The organism is Ruegeria halocynthiae, assembly GCF_000743705.1.
GTDB lineage: Bacteria > Pseudomonadota > Alphaproteobacteria > Rhodobacterales > Rhodobacteraceae > Ruegeria > Ruegeria halocynthiae_B.
In genome coordinates, this window is record NZ_JQEZ01000001.1 from 1,229,547 (window position 1) to 1,252,158 (window position 22,612).

The 22,612-nt window shown below is 60.8% G+C and carries 21 protein-coding genes and 2 tRNA genes; 10 read left to right on the forward strand and 13 right to left on the reverse strand.

From position 1 onward, the window contains the following. Positions 1–1,272 (forward strand): NAD(P)/FAD-dependent oxidoreductase, encoded by a 1,272-nt coding sequence (locus JT51_RS05995; RefSeq protein ID WP_037308979.1) that lies wholly within the window; start codon positions 1–3, stop codon positions 1,270–1,272. A gap of 22 nt (positions 1,273–1,294) precedes the next feature. Here the strand turns inward: JT51_RS05995 and JT51_RS06000 are convergent, their stop codons facing one another. After that, positions 1,295–2,197, reverse strand: coding sequence for a LysR family transcriptional regulator (locus JT51_RS06000; protein WP_037308982.1), 903 nt, complete (start codon positions 2,195–2,197; stop codon positions 1,295–1,297). Positions 2,198–2,272: 75 nt separating this feature from the next. Between JT51_RS06000 and JT51_RS06005 the strand changes: the two genes are divergently transcribed. The 5 genes from JT51_RS06005 to JT51_RS06025 all read left to right on the forward strand — a co-directional run bounded on the left by JT51_RS06005 (position 2,273) and on the right by JT51_RS06025 (position 9,452). Then, positions 2,273–5,485, forward strand: a complete 3,213-nt coding sequence (locus JT51_RS06005) for a reductive dehalogenase (protein ID WP_037308985.1) — start codon at positions 2,273–2,275, stop codon at positions 5,483–5,485. Positions 5,486–5,613: 128 nt separating this feature from the next. Further along, complete coding sequence (locus JT51_RS06010; protein WP_037308988.1) at positions 5,614–6,480, forward strand: FAD binding domain-containing protein; 867 nt, start codon at positions 5,614–5,616, stop codon at positions 6,478–6,480. Beyond that, entirely contained in the window at positions 6,477–6,956 is a 480-nt protein-coding gene (locus tag JT51_RS06015; RefSeq protein ID WP_037308991.1) for a (2Fe-2S)-binding protein, read from the forward strand. The genes JT51_RS06010 and JT51_RS06015 overlap by 4 nt, the downstream gene beginning before the upstream one ends. Then, complete coding sequence (locus JT51_RS06020) at positions 6,956–9,214, forward strand: xanthine dehydrogenase family protein molybdopterin-binding subunit (RefSeq protein ID WP_037308994.1); 2,259 nt, start codon at positions 6,956–6,958, stop codon at positions 9,212–9,214. Before JT51_RS06015 ends, JT51_RS06020 begins: the two co-directional genes overlap by 1 nt. Beyond that, positions 9,207–9,452, forward strand: a complete 246-nt coding sequence (locus JT51_RS06025) for a MoaD/ThiS family protein (RefSeq protein WP_037308997.1) — start codon at positions 9,207–9,209, stop codon at positions 9,450–9,452. The genes JT51_RS06020 and JT51_RS06025 overlap by 8 nt, the downstream gene beginning before the upstream one ends. On the opposite strand, the gene JT51_RS06030 is transcribed toward JT51_RS06025, so the two are convergent. Beyond that, entirely contained in the window at positions 9,449–10,156 is a 708-nt protein-coding gene (locus JT51_RS06030) for a lysophospholipid acyltransferase family protein (RefSeq protein ID WP_037309000.1), read from the reverse strand. The two genes, JT51_RS06025 and JT51_RS06030, sit on opposite strands and share 4 nt — an antisense overlap. 143 nt (positions 10,157–10,299) lie before the next feature. Between JT51_RS06030 and JT51_RS06035 the strand changes: the two genes are divergently transcribed. The 3 genes from JT51_RS06035 to lptF all read left to right on the forward strand — a co-directional run bounded on the left by JT51_RS06035 (position 10,300) and on the right by lptF (position 12,209). Then, a tRNA-Trp gene (locus JT51_RS06035) sits at positions 10,300–10,375 on the forward strand. 80 nt (positions 10,376–10,455) lie between these two features. Continuing rightward, positions 10,456–10,920 carry a GNAT family N-acetyltransferase gene (locus JT51_RS06040; RefSeq protein ID WP_037309002.1) on the forward strand — a complete coding sequence of 155 codons (465 nt, stop codon included), beginning with the start codon at positions 10,456–10,458 and terminating at the stop codon, positions 10,918–10,920. Positions 10,921–11,069: 149 nt separating this feature from the next. Beyond that, positions 11,070–12,209, forward strand: coding sequence for an LPS export ABC transporter permease LptF (lptF, locus tag JT51_RS06045; RefSeq protein WP_037309005.1), 1,140 nt, complete (start codon positions 11,070–11,072; stop codon positions 12,207–12,209). A 44-nt stretch (positions 12,210–12,253) separates the two neighbouring features. Here the strand turns inward: lptF and JT51_RS06050 are convergent, their stop codons facing one another. The 6 genes from JT51_RS06050 to JT51_RS06070 all read right to left on the reverse strand — a co-directional run bounded on the left by JT51_RS06050 (position 12,254) and on the right by JT51_RS06070 (position 18,000). Further along, the gene (locus tag JT51_RS06050; protein WP_037309007.1) at positions 12,254–13,336 is read right to left on the reverse strand and encodes a DUF1513 domain-containing protein; all 1,083 of its coding nucleotides are present in this window, start codon (positions 13,334–13,336) and stop codon (positions 12,254–12,256) included. A gap of 3 nt (positions 13,337–13,339) precedes the next feature. Continuing rightward, positions 13,340–14,350, reverse strand: coding sequence for an imelysin family protein (locus JT51_RS06055; RefSeq protein ID WP_037309010.1), 1,011 nt, complete (start codon positions 14,348–14,350; stop codon positions 13,340–13,342). A 3-nt stretch (positions 14,351–14,353) separates the two neighbouring features. Next, positions 14,354–15,901, reverse strand: coding sequence for a di-heme oxidoredictase family protein (locus JT51_RS06060; protein WP_200876066.1), 1,548 nt, complete (start codon positions 15,899–15,901; stop codon positions 14,354–14,356). Then, positions 15,861–16,346 (reverse strand): bacterioferritin, encoded by a 486-nt coding sequence (gene bfr, locus JT51_RS06065; RefSeq protein WP_037309012.1) that lies wholly within the window; start codon positions 16,344–16,346, stop codon positions 15,861–15,863. The genes JT51_RS06060 and bfr overlap by 41 nt, the downstream gene beginning before the upstream one ends. Then, positions 16,294–16,587: a (2Fe-2S)-binding protein gene (locus JT51_RS21440; RefSeq protein WP_081894607.1), complete on the reverse strand. Its 294-nt coding sequence runs from the start codon at positions 16,585–16,587 to the stop codon at positions 16,294–16,296. Before JT51_RS21440 ends, bfr begins: the two co-directional genes overlap by 53 nt. Positions 16,588–16,728: 141 nt before the next feature. After that, a complete protein-coding gene (locus tag JT51_RS06070) occupies positions 16,729–18,000 on the reverse strand; it encodes an imelysin family protein (RefSeq protein ID WP_037309015.1) in 1,272 nt (423 codons plus the stop codon). 235 nt (positions 18,001–18,235) lie between these two features. Between JT51_RS06070 and JT51_RS21175 the strand changes: the two genes are divergently transcribed. Beyond that, positions 18,236–18,763, forward strand: a complete 528-nt coding sequence (locus tag JT51_RS21175) for a ZrgA family zinc uptake protein (protein ID WP_051927420.1) — start codon at positions 18,236–18,238, stop codon at positions 18,761–18,763. An 82-nt stretch (positions 18,764–18,845) separates the two neighbouring features. On the opposite strand, the gene JT51_RS06080 is transcribed toward JT51_RS21175, so the two are convergent. The 5 genes from JT51_RS06080 to JT51_RS06100 form a co-directional block, all read right to left on the reverse strand. Then, positions 18,846–18,922: transfer RNA gene (locus JT51_RS06080), tRNA-Met, on the reverse strand. An 84-nt stretch (positions 18,923–19,006) separates the two neighbouring features. Further along, entirely contained in the window at positions 19,007–19,981 is a 975-nt protein-coding gene (locus JT51_RS06085; RefSeq protein ID WP_051927421.1) for an alpha/beta fold hydrolase, read from the reverse strand. A gap of 124 nt (positions 19,982–20,105) precedes the next feature. Next, positions 20,106–20,351, reverse strand: a complete 246-nt coding sequence (locus JT51_RS06090; protein ID WP_037309017.1) for a hypothetical protein — start codon at positions 20,349–20,351, stop codon at positions 20,106–20,108. 26 nt (positions 20,352–20,377) lie between these two features. Continuing rightward, a complete protein-coding gene (locus JT51_RS06095) occupies positions 20,378–21,532 on the reverse strand; it encodes an aromatic ring-hydroxylating oxygenase subunit alpha (RefSeq protein ID WP_037309020.1) in 1,155 nt (384 codons plus the stop codon). A gap of 101 nt (positions 21,533–21,633) precedes the next feature. Then, entirely contained in the window at positions 21,634–22,539 is a 906-nt protein-coding gene (locus JT51_RS06100) for a LysR substrate-binding domain-containing protein (protein ID WP_037309023.1), read from the reverse strand. Positions 22,540–22,612 lie beyond the last annotated feature (73 nt).

Below are 22,612 nucleotides of genomic sequence, written 5' to 3' on the forward strand. Positions count from 1 at the left end.
GTGAGTGACCACGACCAGTCCCTCTGGCTGAAAACCTGCCGCGAGCATGTCGACAGCACCTCTCTGACCAGTGATATAGCCGTTGATCTGGCGGTGATTGGCGGTGGCTATACGGGGTGTTCCGCCGCATTGGCCGCAGTGCAGGCAGGGGCGTCGGTTTGCCTGCTTGAAGCGCAAGAGATCGGCCACGGAGGTTCGGGGCGCAACGTCGGGCTGGCGAATGCCGGGCTGTGGCTGCCACCTGCGGATATCCGCGCGCATCTGGGGGCCGAAGCCGGGGGGCGGTTGATCGACCTGCTGGCGGCAGCACCGGCAGAGGTGTTTCGCCTGATCGACACGCATGAAATCGCGTGCGACCCCGTGCGCAACGGGACCCTGCACTGCGCACATTCCGCGTCGGGGTTGCGCGATATACAGGCCCGCCACGCGCAGCTCAGCGCCACGGGCGCGCCGGTTGAGCTGATATCAGCCGAACAGACAGGCCAGCGCACAGGCAGCGCGATGTTCCACGGTGGCCTGTTTGATCCACGCGCGGGCGCCATCCAGCCGCTTGCCTACGTTCGGGGGCTGGCACGGGCCGCTGCACAGGCCGGGGTTCGGCTGTTCATGCAAAGTCCTGTCCAATCCATGCAGCACGAGGCGGGCGTCTGGACGCTAACATCCACCCGGGGCACCGTCCGCGCCAAAAAAGTGATTCAGGCGACAAATGCATATCACCAGAACCTTCAGGGTTCGGCCCCTGCTTATGTGCCGGTTTATTATTTCCAGTATGCCACCGCCCCTTTGTCCGACAACCTACGTGCGGGCATCCTGCCGGGCGGCGAAGGGGGCTGGGATACCGGCCTGATCATGACCTCGTTCCGTATGGATCAAGATGGGCGTTTCATCCTCGGAGCGATGGGAGATCTGGGCCACGCGGGGCGGGCGGCCCATACCGGATGGGCAAAGCGCAAGATGGCGCAGCTCTACCCGCAGCTTGCCAACCAATCGCTGGTCGAGGGGTGGCATGGGCGAATTGCGATGACTTCGGATCATATTCCAAAGATCACGCGGATCGGTCCCAATGCCCTGTCGGTTCACGGGTTTTCCGGGCGCGGTATTGGACCGGGCACAGTATTTGGCCGTCTGGTGGCAGAAAGCCTGCTGAACGATGACCCAAGCGTGCTGCCTGTCCCGGCAGTTTCAGAGTATCACGAAAACTGGACCGGTCTGCGCCGCGCCTACTTTGAAACCGGTGCCGCGTTGACGCATTTCGTCAAGGCGCGCTTTTGATCTGTACGACGTGGGCTTGCGTTCAGCCCTGCAGCGTCGCGGCGATGGCTTCGATCCGGTCGCGCAGCCAACGGTGGGCCGGATCGTTGGCGGATCGTTGGTGCCACACCATGTAGATCGAAACCGGTTCACAGGCGAAAGGCAGGGGCGCACAATCCAGCCCGGCCAAAGGCCCAAGCCGCATCAACGCCGTGTCGGTCGAAATCAGGCCTGTGCCCTTCACAAAGGATGGAATGGCGTTGAAATGGGGCAGGGTGACAGTTGGTGGCCGAATCCGCGTCTGATCCACGCCACGCATGACCGCGCGCGAACTGCGGCCATCGGCAAAACGAACCTCGACATGTTCTGTGGCGCAATAGCTTGGCCAATCGCCGGGTGGTGTGCGTTGATCCTTGTCGTAAAAGATCATCAGCGGGCTGCTGAGCACACGTTTCTGAAAGATGTCGGGCCCATCCGGGGGCAGGGGTGTCAACATCAGCTGGCATCTGTCTCCGCGCAACAAGGCGGGGTCCGGAACACCTGACGGGATGAAGCCCAGCCGTAAACGCACGCCCTCGGCCCGGGTCGCGCGCAGGAGCTGCGGAAAAATCAACTCGCGCGGCATGTCATTGGTGGCAATCTGAATGTCCATCTCTTCGGATTGCGGGTCAAAGGGACGTTCCTCGGTCAGGGCGCGCATACCATCCAGAACCCGCTGGACTGGCTCTTTCAGGGACAAGGCGCGTTCCGTCGGTGTCAGCCCCTGTCCTGAGCGAACAAACAGCGGGTCCCCCAACACCTGACGCAGTTTGCCCAAGGTGTGGCTGATTGCCGATTGCGTGACACCCAGCCGGTCTGCCGCCTTAGAGACCGAGCTTTCTTCGAGGATGGTCAGGAAAGTGCGTAAGACCTTTCCGTCCAGATCCGTGAAATCAGTTTTGTTCATACCATCTATGATTATTCATGAATGGATTTGCTGTCCATCGCGCATTAGGTGACTCTCAGCAGCAGGAGATATGCGATGGGATTGCGCTTTTTTTCGGATAAGAACCGGCCTGTTCACAACGGGCCCTATCCGTTGGAGAGGTTGGCCCGGCAACATCAGATGCCCGACCTGTCGCAGGTGCCGGCGATGTCCGCCCTGGGGTTTCACCGGCCCGAGGACCCGGCAAGCATTGTCAACGCGATGGGCGAGTTTCAGGCGATGATGGATGCGATCCGCGACGGGTTGGTCAACCCGGTGGCGTCAGACATCCCGGACAGCCCGGTTGAGCGCGCCAACCACCTGAAGTCGTTTGGGTATTTCAACGACGCGTCGATGATGGGCTGCGGGCCGTTACAGTCCGATGCCTTGCTGAAAGACCCGCGCCGCAACCCCGATATCGACCGTCTGGCCCACGCGTTGAAAACGCGGCAAACCAAAACGCTGGCGTCTGGTATCGACGTGATCATGGCTGATCTGAAAGACAGTATGGAGGCCGCGCCCAAGCCGATGGACACGCACCGTCATGCCATCGTCTTTCTTTATGAACACAACCGCGACCCCGAACCGACAGAGCTGGGTGCAGAGTGGATCACGGATGCACAAGATCACCGTGCCTGCCTGCTGGCGACCGAGAATGCGGTGGTGATCGCCAACTATATCCGCCTGCTGGGCTTTGATGCGCGGGCGCATTCGGCGATGTCATCCGAGGTTGATCTGGGACGATTGGCTGTGGCGGCTGGTCTGGCCTCGGTCGAGGATGGCGCGGTTGTGGCCCCTTGGCTGGGCACACGCTTTGGGTTGGCCGCCGTGACCACGGAAATGGAAATCGCCCATGATCAGCCATTGCGCCCCATGGCGCAGCAGCCGTGGTTTCGCACACAGGGGCCAGCGTGGTGGCTGGGCGCGGGCTTTGCCAAGAACGCGTTGAACCGCGATCCTTACGCCAAGCGGCGCTATGTCGATGGCGCGCATCCGTTCGAAAAGCTCAAGCGGGTCGAGACGCCCACCACCTATATCGACGAGGAAAACGTGGCCCGTGTGCCCAAACGCGCCGACATGTTCGCACGGGCACAGTTCGGGGATATGGGCAAGGCACTGCAGGACGCGGCAAAAGGGGGGTATTACGTCCGTAAGGCCGCCCCCAGTTTCGCGCAACGCCGGGCGTTGGGCGCGTTTGTGTTGTTGCAGGATGGCGAAAGCACGGATGCCACACCGCCCACGGATGCGGCGCGCAATGCCGCGAACATCAAGGCCGCGACCTATTTTCTTGGCGTCGACGCGGTCGGCCTTAGCCGCTGCCCCGATTGGGCATGGTATTCGCATGACGCGACAGGGGATGAGATCACGCCGCCCCATGATCAGGCCGTCAGCATGATCATTGATCAGGGCTATGAAACGATGGAGGGCGCCAGCGGCGACGATTGGATCAGTGTCGCCCAGTCGATGCGCGCCTATCTGCGGTTCTCGCTGCTGGGCGGGGTGATTGCGCAGCAGATCCGCAACCTCGGTTACAAGGCCAAGGCCCATACGGTGATGGATGGCGAAGTGCTGCAACCGCCTCTGCTGCTGCTGTCCGGGCTGGGTGAGGTCAGCCGGATCGGAGAGGTCATCCTGAACCCCTATCTGGGACCGCGCCTGAAATCGGGTGTTGTGACAACTGATATGCCGATGACCCATGACAGGCCCATTGATTTCGGTCTTCAGACATTCTGTGAAAGCTGCAACAAATGCGCCCGCGAATGCCCCTCGGGCGCGATCACCGCCGGGCCGAAGCTGATGTTCAACGGTTATGAAATCTGGAAATCCGACAGCCAGAAATGCGCAACCTACCGGATCACCACGCCGGGCGGGGCGATGTGCGGGCGGTGCATGAAGACGTGTCCATGGAACCTTGAGGGTATCTTCAAGGAAAAACCGTTCCGCTGGGCGGCGATGAACCTTCCGCAGGCCGCGCCCGTGTTGGCCAAGCTGGATGATGCCGTGGGCAATGGTGGGTTGAACGATACCAAGAAATGGTGGTGGGATATCGAACTGCAGGCCGACGGGGCCTATCGCCCGACAACCCACCCGTTGAACCGGCGCGACCTGCAAAAGGATCTGGACCTAAAGTACGAGGATCAGACCCTGGCTGTTTACCCGGCCTTTCTGGCCCCGCACCCGTGGCCCTATCCCTTTGCCATGGACCGCGAATCCGGGATTGCCGCCTATGAGGCGATGGTGACAGCCGCGGAATACAAGGCTCGCAAGGCCGCCGGGGATATGTCAGTCATCCACCGATACTCTATCGCGGGTGATGCGCCGGTGATGCGGGTCGCGCTGACCAAGGTCGATAAGATGACGGCGGATGTGACCAAATATGAGTTCTCAGCCCTCGATGGTGCGCCTTTGCCCGACTGGACCGCAGGGGCACACCTGGACGTGCTGGTCGCGCCGGAATTCCTGCGCCAGTATTCGATGTCCGGTGATCCGTCTGACCGGTTCACATATCAGATCGGTGTGCTGCGCGAGGACGAAGGGCGCGGCGGCTCGGCCCTGCTGCATCGGATATTCAACGAAGGGCGCAAGGTCTTCGTCTCGAAACCGATCAACCATTTCGAACTGGATGAGACGGCGACCAGAACCTTTTTGATGGGCGGCGGGATCGGGATTACGCCGATGATCGCCTTTGCCCATCGCCTTTACAGCTTGGGTAAACCGTTTGACCTGCATTATTCCGCCAGCACCCGCGCGGGCGCAGGGTATCTGACCGATCTGGCGGCGATGCCCTGGGCCGATCACGTGCATTACCATTTCTCGGACGAAGGCACCCGCGCTGATCTGGACGCTATCCTCTCGGGTTATCGAAACGGCTGGCACGTCTATACCTGCGGGCCGGATCGATACATGGACGGCGTCATTCAGGCGGCAGAGCGCCAGAACTTCCCCGAAGAGGCGCGGCATCTGGAGTATTTCTCGGTCCCAGAGCAGCCGGAGTACGAAAACCACCCCTTTATCCTGAAGCTGGCCCAATCGGGTCTGCAACTGAACGTTCCCGAAGACAAAGACGCCGCTCAGGTGTTGAACGAGGCGGGTATTCACGTGGATGTGAAGTGCGCCGATGGCATCTGCGGGGTCTGCAAATGCGGTGTGATCGCAGGCGATATCGAACACCGCGATTTCGTTTTGTCCAACAGACAGCGTGAAGGGGCAATGATCCTGTGCCAAAGCCGTGCGGCCAAGGCGGGCGGCGTGGTTGAGATCGACCTGTGATTCGGTATTTGGAATCGATATCATGAAACCAAAAAATGGTCGTTCTGGCCATGGACGCCAGTGAATAGCTGCACTAACGTCCCCCGCGAACCCCAGTGAATCCTGATCCACAGGTACGAGGTATTTTCATGGATTATCACAGCCCCGCCAGCTTTGCCGAAGCCTCGGCACTGGCCGCAAATGCAACGGGCATTACTCGGTTTCTGGCGGGCGGCACGGATGTTTTGGTGCAGCTGCGCTCGGAACTAGTGACGCCCGATACGCTGATCGACATCAAGAAGATCGACGGCGTCAGCGACATCACCCGCAATGTCGACGGCAGCTGGACGCTGGGTGTCGCAGCAACCGGCGCAGAGATGAGCGAACATCCCGAACTGTCCGGCGACTGGCCCGGTGTGGTCGAGGCGATGGACCTGATCGGCTCGACTCAGGTGCAGGGCCGCGCGACGCTGACCGGCAACCTGTGCAACGGCTCGCCCGCAGCTGATTCCGTCCCGGCGATGGTTGCCGCAGGTGTGACGGTGACGATCACCGGCCCCGACGGGAACCGCACAATTGCCGCCGAAGGCATTCCCGCAAGCCCCGGCAAGACCACACTGACCAAGGGTGAGGTGGTTACAGCCGTGAACATCCCCGCACGGGGCGAGAACGGCGGCGACGCCTATCTGCGTTTCATCCCGCGCACGGAAATGGACATCGCCGTGGTTGGCGTTGGCGTCAGCCTGCGGCTGGACGGCGACACCATCACCGAGGCGCGCGTGTCGCTGGGGGCAGTGGCCCCGACCGTGTTGCTGGTCGATGACTGCGCCAAGGCGATCATCGGCAGCACGCTGGACGATGTGGCGTTGGATGCGCTGGCGGCTGCGGCCTCGGCCGCGTGTAACCCGATCGACGACAAACGCGGCACCATCGAATTCCGCACCGAAGTTGCTGGCGTTCTGGCCAAACGCGCCGCGAAAATCGCCTATGCCCGCGCAAAGGGAGAGCAAGCATGAGCAAGTTCCACGTATCCACCACCGTAAACGGGGACGCGGTCGAATACCTGTGCGACCCGCGCGAAACCCTGCTGGATTGCCTGCGAGACAAGCTGAACCTGACCGGCGCGAAAGAGGGCTGCGGTACTGGCGATTGCGGCGCGTGCTCAGTCTCGGTTGATGGCCGTCTGGTTTGCTCGTGCCTGATGCTGGGGGTCGAGGCCGAGGGCAAGCAGATCGACACAGTCGAGGGCATCGCAGAGGGCGACGTACTACACCCGCTGCAAAAGAACTTTATCGAACATGCCGCCTTGCAATGTGGCGTCTGCACGCCGGGCATTCTGGTGGCTGCCAAGTCGCTGCTGGAAAAGAACCCCAGCCCGACCGAGGAAGAAGCACGGTACTGGCTGGCAGGCAACCTGTGCCGCTGCACGGGCTATGACAAGATTATTCGCGCTGTGATGGAAACAGCCGAAGAGCTGCGGGAGGCTTCGTAATGGCATTGGACGATCGCAAATCGGAATTCACTTTTGTCGGCACCCGCCCGGATCGCCCCGATGGTCTGGACAAGGTCACAGGCCGCGCCAAGTTCGGGGCGGATGTTTCGGCCCCGGGCATGTTGCACGGCGCAATCCTGCGCTCGCCGCACGCCCATGCGCGGATCGTAAAAATCGACGCATCCAAAGCCGAGGCGCACAAGGATGTCAAAGCCGTTGTCACCCGCGCTGATTTCTCGGACAAAGTCCCGTTTCAGCCCGGTCTGGAAGGCGAGTTCTGGAACGTTCTGGAAAACGTCATGGCGGGCGAAAAGGCGCTTTATGACGGGCATGCGGTGGCAGCTATCGCGGCTACTTCGGCGCTGGCGGCGCGTGATGCGCTGAAACTGATCGAGGTCGAATATGAAGTGCTGCCCCATGTCACGGATGTGGATAAGGCGATGGCCTCGGACGCGCCGGTGATCCGCGAAGGGGCTGCGGATTATTCCGTCCCCGAGGGGATGCACCCCAACGTCGTGCGGTATCACGAAAGCGGTCACGGCAATGTCGACGCCGGCTTTGCCGAGGCCGATCTGGTCATCGAAGACAGCTTTGTCACCGAGGCCACGCATCAGGGCTATATCGAACCCCACGCCTGTCTGGGCATGCTGGGCAATGACGGCAAAGGTGAGCTGTGGTGCACCACGCAAGGTCACTGGATCGCGCAAAAGACATGTGCTGCGCTGCTGGGGATTGAAACCTCGCAACTGCGGGTGACCGCGTCGGAAATCGGCGGCGGTTTCGGTGGCAAGACCACCGTGTTCATCGAGCCGGTCGCACTGGCTCTGAGCCGCAAGGCCAACCGCCCGGTCAAGCTGGTGATGAGCCGGTCCGAGGTGTTCCGGGCCACCGGTCCGACCTCTTCGGCGTCGATGGACATCAAGATCGGCATGAAGAAGGACGGCACGATTTCGGCCGCGCAGGGCGTGTTCCGCTTGCAGGGCGGGGCCTTCCCCGGTGCGCCCGGCGATATGACCGCCATGTGCGCCTTTGCGCCGTATAACCTGACCAACGTCAAGCAGATCGGCTATGACGTGATGGCCAACCGCCCGAAACAGGCCGCTTACCGGGCGCCGGGCGCGCCGATGGGGGCTTTTGCGGTTGAATCGGTGATTGACGAGCTGTGCAAGAAACTGGGTCTCGATCCGGTTGATGTGCGCCTGAAAAACGCCGCGCACGAAGGCACCCAGGCCAGCTATGGCCCGACCTACGAACGTATCGGGCTGGTCGAAACACTTGAGGCCGCCAAGGCGCATCCGCATTACTCGGCCCCGCTGAAGCCGGGGCAGGGGCGTGGGATCTCCTGCGGGTTCTGGTTCAACCACGGTGGTGAGACCTCGGTCTCGCTGGCCCTGTCCGAGGATGGCTCGGCGCAGCTGATGGTCGGCACGCCCGATATCGGTGGCTCGCGCGCGTCAATGGCGCTGATGGCGGCCGAGGTTCTGGGTATTCCCTATGAGAATATCCGTGTCACCATCGCCGACACTGCGTCGCTGGGTTACAACGACGTCAGCCATGGCTCGCGCGTGACCTATGCCAGCGGTCTGGCCACCATCAAGGCGGCGCGCCACGCGGTTGAAAGGCTGTGTGGCCGTGCGGCTGCCAAGTGGGGTATCCCGGTTGATGCGGTGAAGTGGGAAGACGGCTGTGCCGTGCCTTCCGGCCCGAACGCGGGCGATTTCGACCCGATGCCGCTGGCTGATATCACCGCGGATATGGGCGCGACGGGCGGTCCGATCTCGGGTCACTTTGAGGCAACCCCCGAAGGGGCCGGCGTGTCCTTTGGCACCCATATCGTCGATGCCGAGGTCGATCCCGAAACCGGTAAGACCAGCGTCACGCGCTATACGGTCATTCAGGACGCCGGTAAGGCGATCCACCCGACTTATGTGGAAGGCCAGTATCAGGGCGGTGCTGCGCAAGGCATTGGCTGGGCGCTGAACGAGGAATATGTCTATGGCGAAGACGGTCGCCTGCAGAACTCGATCTTCCTTGATTACCGTATCCCGGTCGCCAGTGACCTGCCAATGATCGACACGGTGATCGTCGAAGTGCCCAACCCGGGCCATCCGTTCGGCGTGCGTGGCGTGGGCGAAACCGGCATCGTGCCGCCGCTGGCCGCCATTGCCAACGCGGTGTCCCATGCGGCTGGTGTCCGGATGCGGCAACTGCCGATGTCACCGCCGCGTATTCTGGCGGCGCTCAAGGACAATGGTTGAGGTTCACCTCTGGTCCGGCCTCCGGTCACTGACCGGGGGCCAGCAGGTGGTCGAGGTTCAGGCCAAAACCACCGGCGAGCTGTTGCGGGAACTGGTGCGGGCGCATCCGCAATTGCAAGCGCCCATTGATGCGGGCGTGTCCATCGCCATAGATGGGCGCGTCATCGCCACCGGGTTGACCGAACCGATCCCCGAAGGCAGCGAGATTTATCTGATGCAACGTCTGAGGGGCGGTTAAGCCCCGGGCGACCAGGGCTCGCGTCCGACCATACGGTCGGCCTCGGCCGTGATGTCGTTCATGTGCTGCTCAAGGCTTTGGCGCAGGGATTCGACCTGTTCCTCCGAAGCCTTCCGCGGTACGGTTTCCGTCCATTCCCGGCACAGAAAGACACCCCTGTTGCGCCAGGGGCGTGGCATCAACAGACGATCCCACGTGCCCGCTTCGCGGCCATGTTCCGCTGAAAAGGTGATGCCGAACACCCGCTTGCCCGAGGTGCGCGCCCAGACCAGAGGCACCGTGGACAGTACCCGTTCGGGTCCGCGCGGACCATCAGCGGCGATACCTATGGAAATGCCCTGCTTGATCTTCCCGATCACTTCGCGCGATACGGCAATGTTTTTTGCGTTTTTACTGGTCATGGCGATGGTGTCCATGCCGAACAGCTTTTGCACGCGCCCCACCATGCTGCCCGCCCGTGCGGACGATGTGATCGAACAGATGCGCCCCTTGTCCAGCGGGAAGAGATACGGGGATTGTGTCAGCCTTTGGTGCCACAGCACCACGATGACTGGCTCACCCTGCTCGGCCAGCCGATCCAGTTCCTCGTACCCGATACGCTGCCAGCGGGTGTTGCGGTTGACCATCCGAATATAGCTCGCGATACGACGCGCAGCCCAATTCAGGACGGTTTCGCTGTCGGCAATCTTTTTGCGGATACTCACGGATGGGTTCCCTCGTATTGGCCAAACCGTGTCTTATAGAACTCAACGCTGCACGCAACTTGTTTGTCGTTGGAAGAAGTGCCGCGGAATCTGAAAAAGCCTCTTGAGTCCGCTGCGCGGCTGTCATATCTGAGGCGCACCTTAGGGGTATAGCTCAGTTGGTAGAGCGACGGTCTCCAAAACCGTAGGTCGCGGGTTCGAACCCTGCTGCCCCTGCCATTTCCACAAAGTATCAGAATGAACCCCGCCGAAAGCAGCCAACGTTTTCGTGGCGCACCGCTGTGTGCTAGGGATGCCCCATGGTGGATTTTCGACCCCTGACACGCGACACGCTGTCCGCGCTGGCGAAACTGACTGTTCGTGATGAGCAGGCAACTTTTGTGGCATCAAATCTGATGACGATGGCGCAGTCGGTTTTCGAACCGGGGTCCGGGATTTTCGGCATTTGGAAGGATGACGCGCCGGTTGGCTTGCTGGCTATCGTCGACATGTCGCATCCTGATGCCGAACTTGATGACGAGGACGATCCGGATGGGATATACATCTGGCGGCTGATGATTGACCAGACACATCAGGGCCAGGGGTACGGACGGGCAGCGCTGGAATTTGCGAAATCTCTGGCCCGGACGCGCGGTCTTTCGAAGCTGGTGATCAGTGTCGTCGATGCGCCGGGCAGTGCGCTGCCGCTGTACGAGGCATTCGGTTTTCGCCGCACCGGGCGACTGGTTGACGGTGAGGTCGAACTTCATATGCCGCTGACCTGACGCCCCTTTTAGGGATCGGGTGGTGCTGCGTCACAAATCGCAGGCGTCGCACCTCATCGGGTTTTCAAGAATTGTCCAGTAATGTGGTTTCCTCGCCCCGTTGAATGGAATATTGTCCAACCGAATTGCAAACGGCCGAATGAGGAAACATGTCGCGCTTTGATGGATACTTCCTGCGGCAATTGCTGATTCTGTTCGGCTTTTTCACCCTGGTTCTGGTCGGCGTGTTCTGGATCACCCGATCCGTCAGCCTGTTTGACCGTGTGATCAGCGGCGGGCAGTCGGCCCTTGTGTTTCTGGAATTCACGGCGCTGACCCTGCCAACGTTGATCCGTACGGTGATGCCAATGGCGGTGTTTGCCGCCGCTGTTTACGCCACCAACCGCCTGAGCCGTGAAAGTGAACTGACAGTAATGCTGGCCACCGGGTCCAGCCCCTGGAGGTTGGCGCGCGCCGTGTTTCTGTTCGGCTTGGTCGCGGGTTTGATGATGGCCACCATCAGCGTTTTCCTGCGTCCCGCCTCGGTCGAGCAACTGGAACAGCGGCAGGCCGAGGTCGCCGGGGACGTCACAGCACAGCTTTTGAACGAGGGTGAGTTTCTGCACCCGTTGCCGGGTGTGACGGTCTACATCGGTTCCATTGATCTGGACGGTACTCTGCACGAAGTTTTCGTCTCGGACCGCAGGGACCAGCAGAGCCCGGTCAGCTATTCCAGCAAGACGGCCTATCTGGTCAACAACGGTCTTGGCGTTCATCTGGTGATGGTGGACGGAATCGCGCTGCGTCAGGACCAACAGGGCAGGACCCTGTCCTCGACCCTGTTCGAGGACGCGTCTTATGACATTTCCGCACTGACACATACCAACAACATGACGGACCGCAGCCTCGAAGCTATACCGACCCTAGAGCTGCTTCAGAACCGAGAGACCATCATCTCGTCCGAAGGATTTACCGAAGGAGAGTTGATCGACGAGCTGCACCAGAGGTTCTCGTGGATCGCCATTTGTATCGCGGTCGCTATGGCCGGGTATGCGACCCTGATGCTGGGCAGTTTTTCGCGCTTTGGCTTGTGGCCGCAAATTTTCGGAGCCTTCACAATTCTGGTCCTGCTGGAGGGTGTGCGGGGCTTTGTCTCGCCCGTGGTGGTCGATGACCCGGATATGTGGATGCTGCTGTATCTGCCTGCGATCATTGGCATCCTGATTTCATGCTTGTTCCTGCTGATTGCCGGGCGCCCTCTGGTTCCCGCATTGCCCAGGCGCACAGGGACAACCCTGTCCGAGGCCTGATCAGGCCCCGTTTGGGTCTTGCACGTGTGGTCAATCCGACGGGTCTATGCGGATGGGCGAATTGGGATCAGGTGGTTGTCCCATTGGCAATCCGGTCGGGCGGATACGCGGGTTTTGCCTGTCAGCGCCCCGACGATCCCGGTGCCCGTAGTGAAAACGTACCCTTCCGGTCCGGGGCCAAGGCCGCAGACGTCCTCAAGTCCGAAAGCGCCGGTAAGCGCGCCGGTTTCTACGTCGAACCGGTGTAACGCATTGCCGCGCGGGCAGGTGATCGCAACTGTCTCGCCCCTGGCGTCAAAGGCGATGCTGCCAGCGTAACCCTGCAATGTGCTTTGCTCTGCGACGGGGGCCGTCAGCAATCGCGGCGCCGCGCCCCGTTTGTGCAGCCCCAACAGAGGCGGATGTTGCGTTTTGTCGCCCTGCCATTGCATCGCGAACCCCACCAGACCATCCCGGCGCACCGCCAGATGGCGGATCGAGTTCTTGCGCAGTGCGCGCGGCAGCGTGACCTGCTCTTGCACGGTTCCGGTCAGGGTCAGATAGGACAGGCGCGGTTGCATGGTTGGCAGGTTCAGCTTGGTGCGACCTGTCTCGGGGTGGGTTTCGATGCCGCCGTTGGCAACGACCAGCGTCTTGCCGTCGGGCATCAGGCGCATGTCATGCGGTCCGATTCCACCAGACCGGAACTCGCCCACGCGCGCAAAATCATCGGTGTTCCAGACACCGATCACGCCTTCACCTGCTTCGAAATCGTTTTCGGTGGTGTAAAGCCGCGCCCCATCGGGCGAGAAGACGCCATGGCCGAAAAAATGGCGACCTGCGGGCGCATCCAGCTGCGCGGTTCTTGCGCCGGTCACGCAATCAATGACGACCGCAAAGGTGCCGGGGCGCCGGGCAAAGGCCACTGCCTGCGCGCGGTGCGGGTGGGCTGCCGCCGCATGGCCGCGGGCGGGCAGGGGCAGGGAAAACACGATCTCGCCGCTCGCCTCCAAACCGGCCAGCTGATAGGTTCCATCCGGAAACAACGCAGCCGCAAGGTAATCGGGTGCCCCTGCCGATGCCCAGCCGCGCACAGGCGCAAGGCTGGCCGCCGCAAGCCCGATAAGGAAATGGCGACGGCTGGTCATGGCTTAATCCCCGTCCAATGAATTGAACCCTGCACTGATGCCCAGTGTCGGCCCCAGTTCGGTGGATGCAATGGCGCGGATGTCATTGATCGACTGTTGCAGCGCCTCGATCCGAAACCGCGCCTGCGGGTCGGCAACACCGGACAGGGACGGATCATCCAGCGACTGCGCGCGATCAATCGCCTTGCCAAACGCACGGTCCAGATCATCCGCGATGTCGGGGTGATCCGCCGAAAGGCGCGCGGCCAGATCACGCAGGGCAATCAGAGACAGCTCGACATGGCGCAGCGAACGCGCGGACCTGCGCGCCTCGGCGCGTTTGGGGCGTGGGCGATCAAAGGTGCCCAGGGGGCGGCCAAGGCGTGTATCGCCGGTAAACTCCAACCCGGTCATCAGGGCCTTGTACAGTTCTTGCAGGGCCTCATCGCCGGATCGGTAGGGGCTGGTTTCCCCCGGTTGGGTCAGAGCCTTAGCATAGGTGTCCCAATCCGACCCTATGGCGCTGGCGTTGCGATCAATGTCCGCCGTAATCGCCCGAACCAGCGCACAGCGATAGGGCATGTCGCCCTGTGTCGCAAAGGCTGGTTCGAACAGCATCAGCTCCAGCGCGAAAAAACCGCGTCCGGCAATGGATGTTTCCGAAAATTCCGCAGGGGATTCCACGGCCGTGTCCTTGGCTGCGATCATGCTGGACAGGGCCTTTGGGGTGAACCCTTTGGTGTCCGGCCAAAACGCCAGCGCAAACGCCCGATCGTCAACTTCGGATGGGCCAAACCGCAGGTGGCTGACCGAAATCCAATTGTCAAAGGCAGTATTGTAAGCGGCCCGCAGGTCTGGTGAACCGGGGTCGCAATCGCGCTGAGCCGTTTCCGTCAGCAAGCCGGTCGCCTCGGACAATCGAGAGTATCCCGGCAGAATATGTGCCGTCACCGTGTCGGTCAGGATCGGGCCGCGATCCTGTGCATGACTGGCGAAGGGCAACGTCAAAGCAACGGCAAGAACAAGCGGGCGCATGGGTCAGAGGCTCTCCAGAAAGCGAATTAGAGCGTCGCGGTCGGGTTTCGGCATCGAGACGACCGTATCGCGGGCCGGTTGTGCCTCGCCGCCGTGCCACAGGATGGCCTCAAGCAAAGATCGCGCGCGCCCGTCGTGCAGAAATTGGGTATGGCCCGAGACCTGTTCGGTCAGCCCAACACCCCACAAGGGCGGCGTCCGCCATTCGCGGCCTGTCGCGCGCGCTTCGGGACGGTTGTCGGCCAGCCCTTCGCCCATGTCATGCAGCAACAGATCGGTATAGGGCCAGATCAGTTGGAAGCTATGTTCGGGCCGGTCTTGCATACGATGGGTCACATATGCCGGCGTATGGCAGCCGACGCAGCCTGAGGTATGGAACACCTCTTTGCCGCGCAGAACTTGCGGATCGTCCACATCCCGCCGGGCCGGTACGCCCAGATTGCGGCTGTAAAAGGCCACCAGATCCATGCCTGCCTGATCAATCTCGAACACGCGCACATCGCCATCGCCGTGCGGCGCGTTCACGCAATTCGTCTGCGCCGGGGTGCAATCGCCGTGGGCAGCGGGGTACAACGGGCTGGAAATTCCGATGTCCCCCGCAAAGGCGGCTGCGGATTGCTCCATGATCGTGGGCATTCCGGCCTTATGGCCAAAACGACCCATCATCGGTTCGCCGTATTCGACGGACCAGACAATATTGGGCCGCCCGGAAATGCCATCGCCATCCGCATCGTCCGGGTCGGCCTTGGCCAGCAGATCGGCGACCGGGATCGCCTCGAGCAAGCCCAGACCGATCATCTGAGGCGCCACACGCGGACTGATCATGGCATCGGGGTGCAGCGGGCCATAGCCCAGATCGGCGGCCTTGTACGTGGGGCGGCGCAGGGTGGCGGTTTCACCGTCGGACAGAGCAACGGAGACATCCTCATAGGTGATGTCCAACCGGTATTCTGCAGGATGGCCCGGCAGGGCGTGGTCCTGCATCTGGCCGCCGTACGTCGGCTCGGGCAGGGTGGCGATGTAATCCTCGATCTCGGCATATCCGTCATCGGGTCCGCCCTGGATCGACACGCGCAGGAACATCGAGATCGCGTTGTCATCCGGCCCGTTCGGCGTATGCCCGCGCCCGTCCTTGACGTGGCAGCGCTGACAGGAACGGGCATTGTAAAGCGGCCCCAGCCCGTCCGAGGCCAGCGTGGACGAAGGCGAAGACACCCAGATTTTCTTGAACAGCCCGTTGCCGACCTTAAAGTCCAATTCCTGCTCAAAGCTCAGGTTGCCAGAGGGTTGGGAAAACGCATCGCCGTCGGTGCGCGCCCGTACGGTGGCAGCCCCGGCTGGCAGGTCTTCGAACCGCTGCGGCGCGCTGAAATCTTGCGGCACAGCGGTGGCCCCGGTGATCCGGCCGCGTTCATCGTCGGTTCTGGGAAGATAGTTCAGATGCGTGTCCCCAAGCTCAGCCGACAGGGACTGGGTGGCCGCAAGGGCGGCCACCGGAAGGATCAAGAGCTTACTCGCCCTCGTCCATTTTCGATGCGTTGAGTTGCGCATAATTGGCTTCGCCAATCCTTTCGTACAGATCAAGCTGCGTTTCGAGAAAATCGATATGACTCTCTTCGTCCGACAACAAGCTTTCAAAAAGTCCCATTGACACGTAATCGCCGGCTTCTCGGCAGTAATCGCGCGCTTTGTTGTACAGCGCCCGTGCGTCAACCTCGGCGGCCAGGTCACATTCCAGCGTCTCTTTTGGCGTCTGACCAATTCTCAGCGGGTCCAGTTTTTGCAGATTTGGGTGGCCTTCCAGAAAGATGATCCGTTCGATCAGCTTGTCTGCGTGCCCCATCTCTTCGATGCTTTCTTCGCGGCTTTTCTTGGCCATGTGGCCAAGCCCCCAATCCTCCTGCAAACGATAATGCAACCAGTATTGGCTAACGGCTGTCAGTTCATGCCGCAGTGATTTGTTGAGATACTCTATGACTTTGGGATCGCCCTTCATCTTCACTCTCCTGTGTTGCTTCGATGCGCAGTGCACGAAGCTGCATGGGGACTTTCAGCTTATCGCTGGAACGCATCGAGTCTAGGAAAAGTGGCATGCACCCGCCGCAATCAGCGGATTTTCCAAGGGCGTGATAGATTTTACCGGGGGTGATAACCGCATACGGATCGGCCGTGCGCATCCAGTCAATCGCAGCGTGGATGTCGTGATCCGAGATGTTTGTGCAGTGGCATACGATCATGGTCGTCGGGGCGTAGCTGTTATTTCTTACTGTATTAGTAAGTTATTTTTCGGAGGTCCAGAGGAAACCGGCTGTTGTCGCCTCACAAAAGCGAGAAGCGGCACGATTGCGCCGCTTCTTTCGGGGTTGAAACCCGTTGTTTTATTGGAAAACCGCGTCAGGGTTGTCCAGACTGTCCGACCCTTCAAAGTTGATCTGATCCAGTTTCAGCGTGATAACGATACGTTCGATGGTTTTGGTCTGATCTACCAGACCGTTCACACCGCCCATGATCAGCTGCTCGCCACCTTTGTTGCCGCGCTCCAGCATCTGGTCATAGGCGAAACCGGCCTCGGCGGTTGACTTCAGGCGACCCAGCGCCTGCATGGTGTTGGCCAGCTTGACCTTCATTTCGGCATCCAGCGACGGGTCGCTTGCGATCACCAGATCCGACAGCGAAGCGCCGCTGACCGGGGTGCCGTCGATGCGGGTGTAGCTGCCCAGATAGACGTTCTGAACACCCAGACCATCGTAGTAGTGGCTGTTGTGCGTGTTGTCCGAGAAGCAATCATGCTCTTCCTCGGGGTCGTTCAGCATCAGGCCAAGACGCATCCGCTCACCTGCCTGTTCGCCATAAGACAGCGATCCCATGCCGGTCAGGATGGCAGCGACACCTGCGGTTTCGTCCGCGTTCAGGGCGGCGCGTGCATCGCCACCTTCAGCCCATTGTGCCGCCATCCATTCCAGATCGCTGACCAGCAGCTCGGTCGCGGCGCTCAGATACTGGGCGCGGCGGTCGCAATGGCCGCCCGTGCAGTCGTCACCCTGGGCGTAGTCCGTCCAGGGGCGGTTGCCCGCGCCAGTGCCGTGGCCGTTCAGGTCCTGACCCCACAACAGGAATTCGATGGCGTGGTAACCGGTGGCCACGTTGGCCTCGATCCCATCCGCTTCGTGCAGAGTGTCGCTCAGCAGTTTCGGGGTGATCTTGCTGGCGTCGATGGCCTGGCCCGACAGCTCAAAGCTGGGGTTGGCGATCACGTTCAGCGCGGCAAGTTCGTTCTCGTCGGTCGGACCACCGTAAGAGGCGTCGACATAGTCGATCAGACCTTCATCCAGTGGCCAAGCGTTCACTTTGCCTTCCCAGTCGTCAACGATGGCGTTGCCGAAACGATAAACTTCGGTCTGCTGATACGGCACGCGCGCAGCAACCCACGCGGCACGGGCTGCGTTCAGGGTGGCATCCGACGGCTCGACGATCAGGGCGTTCACAGCCGCCTGCAGTGACTTCGCAGCGATCAGGCTGTCGTCGTACTTGGCTTCGGCGATGTTTGCGTAAACGTTCAGAACATCGGCTTTCGACGGGGCATCGGCCGCAACAGCAGCAGATGCAATGCTGAGCGTCAGGGCGCTGGCGGCGGCAAGGAATCGGGTCATTTGGGTGTGATCTTTCTGTCAGAAGCAATTTCACAAGCGTCAGTCATGCAACGCGTACGGCGCGATAACTGAGTGATTTAGTCACCTATGTCAACCTGAGTTTTATTGTCAGGAAAGCCAGCCCGATCTTTGCCTCCCCATTTTTGGCGGGGTATCAAATCCGATGCCAAGATTGCACCAAGTTTGAATCGTATTAGACTAAGATGCGTGATTCCCTGGTAGATGGTGCCTGTTTATGAGAAGCGCAGCTCTCGTCCTGACCCTCGCGGTCATCCTGTCGCAGCCCCTGACGGCACAAGCGCATGAACATGGCACGGGCCGTCTGGAAATTCTGTTTTCCGAGGCCGAATTGTCCTTGTCCCTCGCGGTGCCTGCCACCGAGATTGTAGATTTTGAGATGCCCGCCGAATCCGACGAGGACAGGGCATCGGTCGCTGTGGCGATTTCTGATTTGTCCAAGCCACTGGAGCTGTTTGTTTTGTCAGAGCAGGCGATGTGCGTCACGACCTCGGCCAATGTCGCACTGTCAACCAACGGGCAGGGCGCGGATGGCGGCAACGCACTGGCGGGTGATCAGGGTCACCACACCGAATTTCAGGCCGATTATCAAATACAGTGTCAGAACCCGCAAGCGATCGACGCCATTCAGTTCGCTTTCTTCACCCGCTTCCCTCAGGCTGACAAGCTGATCGTTCAGATTGGACGTTCTGGTGAGACCCACACCCGTGACATCACACGCACCACACCCGTTTTGTCGTTCTAGACAGGTTCACAGCGCGCCCGAGTACGGGCCGCAAAACAATCAGAGCGTTGCAGCGTATAGACGACTATCGTTTTGGAAGGGATGGTAGCGGAGGAGGGACTTGAACCCCCGACACGCGGATTATGATTCCGCTGCTCTAACCAACTGAGCTACTCCGCCATGAGTGAGAGGCGATTTAAGCGAGGGGCCGATGGGGGTCAAGGGGGAAAAGACGGCCAGGCCGGGATTCTTTTTGGCCCTGCTTCACCCGGCCTCTTCGGCCATGTTGTTCTTTGCGCCATCCCCTTCGGCAATCTTGCGAATAAACGTGGCGCAGGCTGTGGGGGCGGTGATCGGGATCATGTGGCCCCGACCGTCCAGACGTTCATCCGTCAGACCGAACTGTGTCATCGGGGCGCTTTGCGCATTGGCAGACAAGATCGCGTCCTGCGCGCCGAACAAAATACCGCCGGGCACGGTCAGATCGCCATAACGGGCCGCCTGTGTTCCGATGCTCTCGTCAATACCCACAACGTCTTGTGATGCTGTGATAAAGGCGGAAGGGCGCAATCCCAAAGCGCCGCCCGCGCGATCCAGGAAATCCGCTGGCGCGGATTCGGGGGCGAAAACGGCGCTTAGGGCGTGGGGCGCGGATTTAGCCGCCAGAGGGACTGCAATTGTGTTGCCGATAAAGTTCCGCAACCATTCTGTCCGAATCTCGAGTGGTTTGAATACCTGCGGTGTGCCGGACATCTGCTGCGTCAGAGGTGACAAAAGCGCCAGTGCCTTGATTTTTGTCGGATAATCCAGCGCCATGGCCAGTGCTACGGCCCCGCCCAGTGAATGCCCGACCAGAACAGCATCCGTGACACCCTTGGTGTTCAGGAATTCCTGTATCATGCGGGCCTGTTCGGGCAGGCGGGCAAGATCGGCGGTGTCGCGGGTGGAATACCCGCAGCCGGGCCGGTCGACGGCGATGACGTGGTAATCATCCGCCAGCAGGCCCACAAGCGCATAGGTGTAATGCTGCAACTGCCCTGACAACCCGTGGATCATGACGATGGTCGGCCTGGCCGGATTACCCTTTTCGACATAGTGGATGCGCCCGCCCGTCACGGGAAGGATCTCACCAAGCTGCGGCACCCGCTTGAACCCTTGCCGGGTCAGGCGACGGGTCCACAGGTTCATGCCGACAAAGACCGTCGCGAGCAGTAGGATTATGATCAGGAAGGTCGTCATTTTAACAGTCTCCGCCTTGGGATGGCCGGGCGAAATTGCTCGGGGCCGGGTTGCGCCTTGCGCCATTGATACCCTGACATGGCGCTGGGTCAAAGCGCGGTGCAGCAGACGGTACAGCCCCAGCTTAGCTTTGGAAATCTAGATGATGCGCGCGTCCATGGGCGACCAGTCGTCGGTTCAGAGCATCTGCTTGGGGGGCGCCGGATTCCAATGCAAAGACAAAGGCATGGGTCAGATAGAAACAGGCGGCATCAATGTCCTGTGCCTGCTCGCGCTGATCCGCTGCCATGGTGTAATAGCGGACCAGATCGACGTGATCGTTCCGGGCATGGGCCGCAAGCAGCAGGCGATCCAGATCATCCTTGTCCATGGGCCCCCCGTATGATTGGCAGCCGATCAGCCCGCACGGCCGTTTTCGATCTGCGTCGCAACCCAATGGTGAAAGTTATGCGTCGGCCCGTCCATCGCGGGTGAGAACCGCCCGCCGTCGAACAGCATCCCGTGGCGGCCCTTTTGCATACCTTCGACCACGAACACATCCTCTTCGAACACTGTCTTCCACAGCTGCGCGTTCGAGGCGCGCAGCCCGTCGTGTTGCGGCGTGTCATCAACGCTTTTGGCGTAGTAAAGCTCGATATGTTCGACGGTGTTTTCCTGATCGACGGGTTCCAGAACGATGGCAAAGGCGTGGTCACGTTGCACACCCAGCAGGACATTCGGGTATAGCGCCACGTATTCCGCGCCTTCGTCCCATGTGTCGCTCAGCCCGTCGAAATCGGGGAAGGTCGCGCCATCCTGATCCGTCAATTGGCGATAAACCAGCGTGCCCTGACCGGAATAATGCCCGCGCTCCTCAATGTTATAATGATCTTCCAACCGGGAATAGCTGTTGAGGCCGGGATGCACCCAGGGCAGGTGATAGCTTTCGCAGTAATTCTCGACCGCCAGTTTCCAGTTGGTCTTGACCTCCAGCTTGAACGAGGACGTCTCGCCGCCGTGAAAAACCGGTTTGTCGAAATCCGCCCAACGTTCCATCAGGGGGCCGTGGACTTCGGTAAAACCAGGCGCGTTGCCGTCGACATTTACAAAGATCACATCGCGCCAGACGTATGAGCGGATGCGGATCAGACCCAGATTATCGCGATTGACGTCTGCGTGCTTGTTCTGGCCGGGGCCGCCCACATGCGGGGTGGCGCGCAGCTCGCCCTTCAGGCTGTAACACCAGCTGTGATAGGGACAGCGGATGGCGCCGCCGATCTTGCGCGGGGTGTCCACAAGGATCATGCCCCGGTGACGGCAGGTGTTCTGGAACACGCCGATCTCTCCATCCCGGTCGCGCACGATCAGCAGCGGCATACCCAGAAAATCCACGGGCTTGGCATCGCCTTCCTCGGGCACGTCCTTACCGAAGCCGATCCCGGACCAGTTGGCAAACAGCACCGATTGCTTTTCCTCGGCGAACATGGCCGGGTCGATGTAATGCTCGTTCGGCAGGCCGTTTGCGATGGTCACATCGGCCAGAACGGACGACAGCGCGCTATGCTTGTTCATCGGGCTCTCCCTAAGGTGTTGCTGGATATACGTCCTTTCGTATTGGCGGATGGGGCGGTCTTCTCTCAATATCAGAAAACCTCACCAGAGGGTGATTTGATCTAAACCGAGCCGCCCTGAACCTCTTGAATGATCCATGTTTTCAGGGCGCGGGCGCTGTCGGACAGCTCCTCATCCGGGCGGCCGACAAGGTAGAACTGGTTGGGCGCGGTCAGGTGGTGCGGGCCGATTGCGACCAGTTTTCCTGATTTCAGCATAGGCTGGATCAGGCGCTGCCAGCCCAATGCCAACCCCGCCCCTTTGCGCGCCAGTTGCAGCGCGACCGAGTAGCTGTTGACCCGCGATTCAATCGGGATGGTGCCGGTGTAGCCCAGTTGTTGAAACCAGTCCGGCCAGGTGGTCCAGGTGCGATCTTCCGAATCCAGATGGATCAGCCGCTCGGCCGCAAGCGCCTGCAGGCTGGCCCCGGTCAGCCGGTCCGCAACCTCGGGGCTGGCGACCGGGATCAGGTGATCGCGAAACAGGGGGGTGTGTGACAGGTTGGGGTCGCTGTCGCGCCCGTAGCGGATAAAGAAATCCACCTCGGGGCGATCCCGGAACGGGCGATCCTGTGACAGCTGATCCACGTTGACGTCGGGCATCTCGCGCCAGAACCGGATCACCGCCGGGGACAGCCACAGTGCCGCCACCGCCGTGGTCGACCCGACCGTGACCTTGCCGCCCGAATTGCTGTCCCGGATTGTTGCCAGAACTTTCGATATCCGACCGAACGAGGATGACAGCGCCTCATACAGCGCTTTGCCGTCCTCGGTCAGGTCAACGCCGCGATGTTTGCGCTGAAACAACGTGGTGTCCAGATCCCCTTCGAGCGCCTTGATCTGATGGCTGACTGCGCCCGGCGTGACCGATAGCTCCTCGGCGGCGTTCTTGAAACTCAGGTGCCGCGCGGCGGCTTCAAAGGCCGACAAAGTGGTCAGCGGCGGCAAGTTGTAATGGCGTCTGGACATGATGGGTCGGGGTTCTCTGTCAGGTTTCGGGTGAGCGTGCTTCACTTGAGTATTAGGATTTTTGCGGTTGAAG

Bases quoted from the DNA above. Each gene is read 5' to 3' on its own strand.
- JT51_RS06000 (WP_037308982.1), bottom strand. From the start codon at position 2,197: ATGAACAAAACTGATTTCACGGATCTGGACGGAAAGGTCTTACGCACT.
- JT51_RS06005 (WP_037308985.1), top strand. From the start codon at position 2,273: ATGGGATTGCGCTTTTTTTCGGATAAGAACCGGCCTGTTCACAACGGG.
- JT51_RS06010 (WP_037308988.1), top strand. From the start codon at position 5,614: ATGGATTATCACAGCCCCGCCAGCTTTGCCGAAGCCTCGGCACTGGCC.
- JT51_RS06015 (WP_037308991.1), top strand. From the start codon at position 6,477: ATGAGCAAGTTCCACGTATCCACCACCGTAAACGGGGACGCGGTCGAA.
- JT51_RS06020 (WP_037308994.1), top strand. From the start codon at position 6,956: ATGGCATTGGACGATCGCAAATCGGAATTCACTTTTGTCGGCACCCGC.
- JT51_RS06025 (WP_037308997.1), top strand. From the start codon at position 9,207: ATGGTTGAGGTTCACCTCTGGTCCGGCCTCCGGTCACTGACCGGGGGC.
- JT51_RS06040 (WP_037309002.1), top strand. From the start codon at position 10,456: ATGGTGGATTTTCGACCCCTGACACGCGACACGCTGTCCGCGCTGGCG.
- lptF (WP_037309005.1), top strand. From the start codon at position 11,070: ATGTCGCGCTTTGATGGATACTTCCTGCGGCAATTGCTGATTCTGTTC.
- JT51_RS06050 (WP_037309007.1), bottom strand. From the start codon at position 13,336: ATGACCAGCCGTCGCCATTTCCTTATCGGGCTTGCGGCGGCCAGCCTT.
- JT51_RS06055 (WP_037309010.1), bottom strand. From the start codon at position 14,350: ATGCGCCCGCTTGTTCTTGCCGTTGCTTTGACGTTGCCCTTCGCCAGT.
- JT51_RS06060 (WP_200876066.1), bottom strand. From the start codon at position 15,901: ATGCGCAACTCAACGCATCGAAAATGGACGAGGGCGAGTAAGCTCTTG.
- bfr (WP_037309012.1), bottom strand. From the start codon at position 16,346: ATGAAGGGCGATCCCAAAGTCATAGAGTATCTCAACAAATCACTGCGG.
- JT51_RS21440 (WP_081894607.1), bottom strand. From the start codon at position 16,587: ATGATCGTATGCCACTGCACAAACATCTCGGATCACGACATCCACGCT.
- JT51_RS06070 (WP_037309015.1), bottom strand. From the start codon at position 18,000: ATGACCCGATTCCTTGCCGCCGCCAGCGCCCTGACGCTCAGCATTGCA.
- JT51_RS21175 (WP_051927420.1), top strand. From the start codon at position 18,236: ATGAGAAGCGCAGCTCTCGTCCTGACCCTCGCGGTCATCCTGTCGCAG.
- JT51_RS06085 (WP_051927421.1), bottom strand. From the start codon at position 19,981: ATGACGACCTTCCTGATCATAATCCTACTGCTCGCGACGGTCTTTGTC.
- JT51_RS06090 (WP_037309017.1), bottom strand. From the start codon at position 20,351: ATGGACAAGGATGATCTGGATCGCCTGCTGCTTGCGGCCCATGCCCGG.
- JT51_RS06095 (WP_037309020.1), bottom strand. From the start codon at position 21,532: ATGAACAAGCATAGCGCGCTGTCGTCCGTTCTGGCCGATGTGACCATC.
- JT51_RS06100 (WP_037309023.1), bottom strand. From the start codon at position 22,539: ATGTCCAGACGCCATTACAACTTGCCGCCGCTGACCACTTTGTCGGCC.